Raw genomic sequence first — 6,211 nt, forward strand, 5'->3', positions numbered from 1 at the left:
GACGTGGGGCGGCATGATGGCTGGCCATGGGGGAGCTCCGTGCGGCCGGGCGAAGGGCATGGCCTTTCGCGGCGATCACCGGCGGCACGGCGCTGGCGGCGTTTCTCGCCCTGCCGGCGCAGAGCCTGCCGGACAAGTACGCCGCCGGGGACGCGAACCTGCTCTTCCCCTACGCGTTCGTCGCCCTGCTGACGGCGGGCTCCGGCGTGGTCGCCGTGACGCTGTGGCGCGGCCGTGCCGGCGCGGATCGGCGGTGGCGTCACCTGCCCGTGCCGCTCGCCCTCAGCATCCTCGTCCCGGCCGTGCTGGCGGCCTGTGGCGGCGCACGCAGCCGATGGCTGACCGGGCTGTTGTGTGCGGCGGCCGCGGCCGGCGTCCACCTGGCGCTGGAACTGCCGCACCGCCGCCACAGTGCTGTGATGTGCGGCATCGTGGCCGCCGCTGCGGTGTCCACCGCCGCCGGTTGCCAGACGGCGTGGCGGGCCGAGGACTTCCGGGCCACGGGCCTGCCGTTCGTCGTGGCCGAGGTGCCGGGATACCGGTTGACCGGCACGTACGCGGACGTGGGGGTGATCTTCCTCCAGTACCGCGAGGTTGCCGGCACCGGAGTCCTGGACGCGACGATCTCGCGCCGCACATGCGAGGCCGCCGCCGAGGAGCAGAAGAGACACCCCGGCGCCCTGGCCCCCGGGGTGCGATGTCTCGACCTGCCGGACGGCCATCACCTCTCGGTGGGTCCACCCCACCCGCCGGGGTACCCCGGCGACACGGCCCCGATCCCGGCGGGCATCGCCGTCCGCCAGGTGTCGGCGGTTCACCTGGCCTCCTTTCCGGTGAGCAGCGAGTCCCTCCCGGACTGAACCCTTCCTCCGGCTCACCTGTCGGCGCTGCGGGCTCGGTCGCCGGCGTCGGTCGTGCGGGCGACGACCGCGCACAGCACGGCGCCGGCCAGGCCGGCCGCCACGACCGCCGCAACCGGGTTTGTCCAGTCCGCCAGCAGGCCGCCGGCCAGGATCGCTGTTCCCTGGCCCGCGATCAGGCCGGCCGATGCGATGCCGATCGCGCGGCCGCGCTGCTCGCCGGGGGTGGCGCGAACGAAGTCGGCCTGGGCCTGCAGCAGGTACGACGTGCTGCACACGCCGGACAGTGCCCAGAGCACCGCGGTGATCGCCAGCCCCGGCCCGAAGGCGCACAGCACCAGCGGCAGCCCGGCCGCCACCGCGAGCGGGCCGACCAGGCGGCGGCGGGTCGTCTCCGGGATGTAACGCACGAACAGCCAGACCCCTGCGATGCTCCCCCCCGGATCCGCGGCCATGAGCAGCCCGGTGGCTGCGGCGTTCCCGCCCGCATAGGGCGCGGCCAGCGCCTCGGGCACTACGTAGCAGCCGACCAACCAGGCGAGCAGCATCGGGCGTCGCCGCGCCGGGTCGCGGAACAGCCCGGGCAGCACGCGGCCGGCGCCGGGCTCGGACCGCTCGGCCGAGGGCCTCGCCCGATTCCGCAGGCCGGCGCGGAGCAGGGTCGCCGACGCCAGGAAGGTCGCGGCGTCGAGCAGCAGCGCCGTGCCGGTGCCGAGCGCCGCCACGACCAGGCCACCGGTGGCGAAGCCGGCCAACTGCGCCGTCTGCCCGGTGATCTGCCGGACCGCCAGCCCACGCTCGTAGAGCCCGCCGGGCAGCACCTCCGGAAGCAGGGCGCCCTGCGCGGCGGTGAACGGCGTCCCGGCCAGCACGACCACCACCAGCAACCCGCACAGCAGGGGCAACGGCAGGCCGGGAAGCGCCATCACGGCCGTGAGCACGGCACGCAGCACATCGGCCGTGACCATGAGCTCGCGCCGCCGGAACCGGTCCGCGAGCCCGCCCAGCAGCACCCCGCCGGCCATGGCGGGCAGAAAGGTCAGGGCGTAGACGGCGGCGGACTGCCTGGCCGACCCGGTGCGCGCGAAGACGAGCACCGCGAGCGCCACCCGCGCCAGCTGGTCACCGGCGATCGACAGCACTTCGGCGCCCCACACGGCCCGGAACTCACGCACCTCGAAGACCCCAGCCGCCATGACCGCATGGTCGTGCACCCGGCCGGCCGGCGGTGCGGCGGGGGCCGCCCCCGCCCCCCCCCGCGGGGGGGGGGGGGGGCGCCCCGGCGCCACCCGCCCGCGCCACGCCGCGCTCCGTCAGATCTCTTCGACGCTGCTGACGCCCTCGTTCGGGCGACGGGACAGGTCGATGCCGAGTTCTTCCGCGGCCCGGAAGACCTCGTCGTCGGTCTCGCGCATCTCCAGGGCCACGCCGTCGCTGGACAACACCTCAACGTTGAGGCACAGCGACTGCAGCTCCTTGAGCAGCACCTTGAACGACTCGGGGATTCCCGGCTCCGGGATGTTCTCGCCCTTGACGATGGCCTCGTAGACCTTCACGCGGCCGAGAACGTCGTCGGACTTGATGGTGAGCAGCTCCTGCAGCGCGTACGCCGCGCCGTAGGCCTGCATCGCCCAGCACTCCATCTCGCCGAACCGCTGGCCACCGAACTGCGCCTTACCACCCAGCGGCTGCTGCGTGATCATCGAGTACGGGCCGGTCGACCGAGCGTGGATCTTGTCGTCGACCAGGTGGTTCAGTTTCAGGATGTACACGTAGCCGACCGCGATCGGGTCGGGCAGCGGCTCGCCGGAACGACCGTCGAAGAGCTGCGCCTTGCCGTCGCCGTTGACCAGCCGCTTGCCGTCACGGTTGACGATGGTCGACTCGAGGAGGCCCTTGATCTCCTCCTCGCGGGCGCCGTCGAAGACCGGGGTCGCGACGTTGCTGTCCTTCGGCGACTCGTGGGCCTCGATGGCCCGCAGCTGCCGCTTCCAGTCCTCGTCCTCGCCCTCGACCTCCCAGCCGGTCTTGGCGATCCACCCGAGGTGGGTCTCCAGGACCTGGCCGATGTTCATCCGGCTCGGCACGCCGAGCGGGTTGAGCACGATGTCGACCGGGGTGCCGTCCTCGAGGAACGGCATGTCCTCGACGGGCAGGATCTTCGAGATGACGCCCTTGTTGCCGTGGCGGCCGGCGAGCTTGTCACCGTCCTGGATCTTGCGCTTCTGTGCCACGTAGACGCGGACCAGCTCGTTCACGCCCGGGGGCAGCTCGTCGCCGTCCTCGCGGGAGAACGTGCGGACGCCGATCACCGTGCCGGTCTCGCCGTGCGGCACCTTCAGCGAGGTGTCCCGGACCTCCCGGGCCTTCTCACCGAAGATCGCGCGCAGCAGGCGCTCCTCCGGGGTCAGCTCGGTCTCGCCCTTGGGCGTGACCTTGCCGACCAGGATGTCGCCGGGGACGACCTCGGCGCCGATCCGGATGATGCCCCGCTCGTCCAGGTCCGCCAGCATCTCCTCGCTGACGTTCGGGATGTCGCGGGTGATCTCCTCCGGGCCCAGCTTGGTGTCACGGGCGTCGACCTCGTGCTCCTCGATGTGGATCGAGGTGAGGACGTCCTGCTGGACGAGGCGCTGCGACAGGATGATCGCGTCCTCGTAGTTGTGGCCCTCCCAGCACATGAACGCCACGAGCAGGTTCTTGCCCAGGGCCATCTCCCCGTCGTCGGTGCACGGTCCGTCGGCGATGACCTGGCCGGCCTCGATCCGGTCGCCCTCGAAGACCACCGGCTTCTGGTTCACACACGAGCCGGCGTTGCTGCGGCGGAACTTGTGCAGCAGGTAGGTGCGGCGGTGGCCGTCGTCCTGGTGCACCGTCACGTAGTCGGCGCACAGGTCCTCAACCACGCCACCGACCTCGGCGACGACCACGTCACCGGCGTCGACCGCGGCGCGGTACTCCATGCCCGTACCCACCAGCGGCGCCTCGGCCTTGACCAGCGGCACCGCCTGACGCTGCATGTTCGCGCCCATCAGGGCGCGGTTGGCGTCGTCGTGCTCGAGGAACGGGATCATGGCGGTCGCGACCGAGGTCATCTGCCGCGGCGAGACGTCCATGTAGTCGACCTCCGTGCCCGGCACGTAGTCGACCTCACCGCCCTTCCGGCGGACCAGGACCCGGTCCTCGGCGTAGGTGCCGTCGCTCTTCAGCGGAGCGTTGGCCTGCGCCTTGATGTACCGGTCCTCCTCATCCGCGGTGAGGTAGTCGACCTGGTCGGTGACCCGGCCGTTCTCCACCCTGCGGTACGGCGTCTCGATGAACCCGAAGGGGTTCACCCGCGCGAAGGTCGACAGAGCACCGATGAGGCCGATGTTCGGGCCTTCCGGCGTCTCGATCGGGCACATCCGGCCATAGTGGGACGTGTGCACGTCACGGACCTCGAAGCCGGCCCGCTCACGGGACAGACCACCGGGGCCGAGCGCGCTCAGCCGGCGCCGGTGGGTCAAGCCCGCCAGCGGGTTGGTCTGGTCCATGAACTGCGACAGCTGCGAGGTGCCGAAGAACTCCTTGATCGCCGCCACCACGGGACGGATGTTGATCAGGGTCTGCGGCGTGATCGCCTCGACGTCCTGCGTCGTCATCCGCTCGCGGACGACGCGCTCCATCCGGGACAGGCCGACCCGCACCTGGTTCTGGATGAGCTCGCCGACGGTGCGCAGGCGCCGGTTGCCGAAGTGGTCGATGTCGTCGGCCTCGTAGCCCTCCTCACCGGCGTGCAGCCGGCAGAGGTAGTCCACGGTCTTGACGATGTCCTCTTCGGTAAGCGTGCCACGCACGATCGGGACGTCGATGTCCAGCTTCTTGTTGAACTTGTAGCGGCCGACCTTGGCGACGTCGTACCTCTTCGGGTTGAAGAAGAGGTTGTCGAGCAGGGTCTGCGCGTTCTCCCGGGTCGGCGGCTCGCCGGGGCGGAGCTTGCGGTAGATGTCGAGCAGGGCCTCGTCCTGCCCGGCGATGTGGTCCTTCTCCAGCGTGGTCATGAGGAGCTCGGACCAGCCGAACCGCTCACGGATCTGGTCCGCGGACCAGCCGATCGCCTTGAGCAGGACGGTGACGGCCTGCCGGCGCTTGCGGTCGATGCGGACACCGACCGTGTCGCGCTTGTCGATGTCGAACTCGAGCCAGGCGCCCCGGCTCGGGATGACCTTGACGCTCGACAGGTCGCGGTCGGAGGTCTTGTCCGGCTCCTTCGAGAAGTACACGCCCGGCGAGCGGACGAGCTGACTGACCACGACGCGCTCGGTGCCGTTGATGACGAACGTGCCCTTGGGCGTCATCATCGGGAAGTCACCCATGAACACGGTCTGGCTCTTGATCTCGCCAGTGGTGTTGTTGGTGAACTCCGCGGTCACGAACAGCGGTGCGCAATAGGTCAGGTCCTTCTCCTTGCACTCCTCGATCGAGGCCTTGACCTCGTCGAATCGGGGAGACGAGAAGGACAGCGACATAGTGCCGGAGAAGTCCTCAATGGGACTGATCTCTTCGAGGATCTCTGCGAGGCCCGAGTGGGCGTGCGGGTCATCCGTCGATCGGGCCTGCCAAGCCTCGTTACCCACGAGCCAGTCGAACGACTCGGTCTGGATGGCGAGAAGGTTAGGAACCTCAAGTTGCTCGGTGATCCTGCCGAAAGAGATACGGCGGGGAGCGTAGGCGCTCGACGTACGGCTGGTCTTCGCAGGGCGGGAAGCTGCCAAGATGCGTCCTTCCGAGGACCGGTGCTGCTGATGCGGCTGAGTTAGCTGCAATGTGCGACTGACTGCGTGCACTCCAATGGACCCCCCGGCAATTATCCAGATGGATATGCCAGCAGGGCTCCAGACAGAAGGCAGCGCAAACTAGCAGTGTAGCCGCTCGGCCAACCGCTGTCCAGCCCCCACCGCGGGACGCTGCGGAGCGAGCCGCCGCGGGCCTCTGACCAGTCGAAACTCGGCCAGACCTCTGCGGGGGCCGCTCGGAAACGCGAGCGTTTGTCCCTCTCGGTGCCCCTGATGGGTTTATCCGTTGTCTCCGGATACCCACCCGTGGGCTGTCGCAAGCGCGGAACTTGCTGATGTCAGCGTGCCCGCCCACGGACACACAGTCAAGGGCTGCGCTGCGTGCCGTCGTCCATCGGACGCGGCATAGCGACCATAACGCACGATGGGCGGCACTTGCGGGGGTTTGCCGGTCCTGAAAGACAAGCGTGGCGGGGTCCACCGCAACGGTCCCCCCCACGAGGTGGGGAAGGCTCAGATAACATTTGGGTGAACATTGCGCCCAACCCCGAGAGGATGGGCATGGGCGACGAGATA

The 6,211-nt window shown here is 69.8% G+C and carries 3 protein-coding genes; 1 reads left to right on the top strand and 2 read right to left on the bottom strand.

Annotation, left to right across the window (positions count from 1 at the left end):
* The first annotated feature begins 26 nt into the window (after positions 1-26).
* Entirely contained in the window at positions 27-860 is an 834-nt protein-coding gene (locus AB0M20_RS21625) for a hypothetical protein (RefSeq protein WP_364300745.1), read from the top strand.
* Between the two features lie 14 nt (positions 861-874).
* Here the strand turns inward: AB0M20_RS21625 and AB0M20_RS21630 are convergent, their stop codons facing one another.
* A complete protein-coding gene (locus AB0M20_RS21630) occupies positions 875-2,056 on the bottom strand; it encodes an MFS transporter (protein WP_364300747.1) in 1,182 nt (393 codons plus the stop codon).
* Between the two features lie 117 nt (positions 2,057-2,173).
* Positions 2,174-5,614 carry a DNA-directed RNA polymerase subunit beta gene (locus tag AB0M20_RS21635; protein WP_364300749.1) on the bottom strand — a complete coding sequence of 1,147 codons (3,441 nt, stop codon included), beginning with the start codon at positions 5,612-5,614 and terminating at the stop codon, positions 2,174-2,176.
* Positions 5,615-6,211 lie beyond the last annotated feature (597 nt).

The sequence above is a fragment of the Actinoplanes sp. NPDC051633 genome, assembly GCF_040681735.1.
Taxonomy (GTDB): Bacteria; Actinomycetota; Actinomycetes; order Mycobacteriales; family Micromonosporaceae; genus Actinoplanes.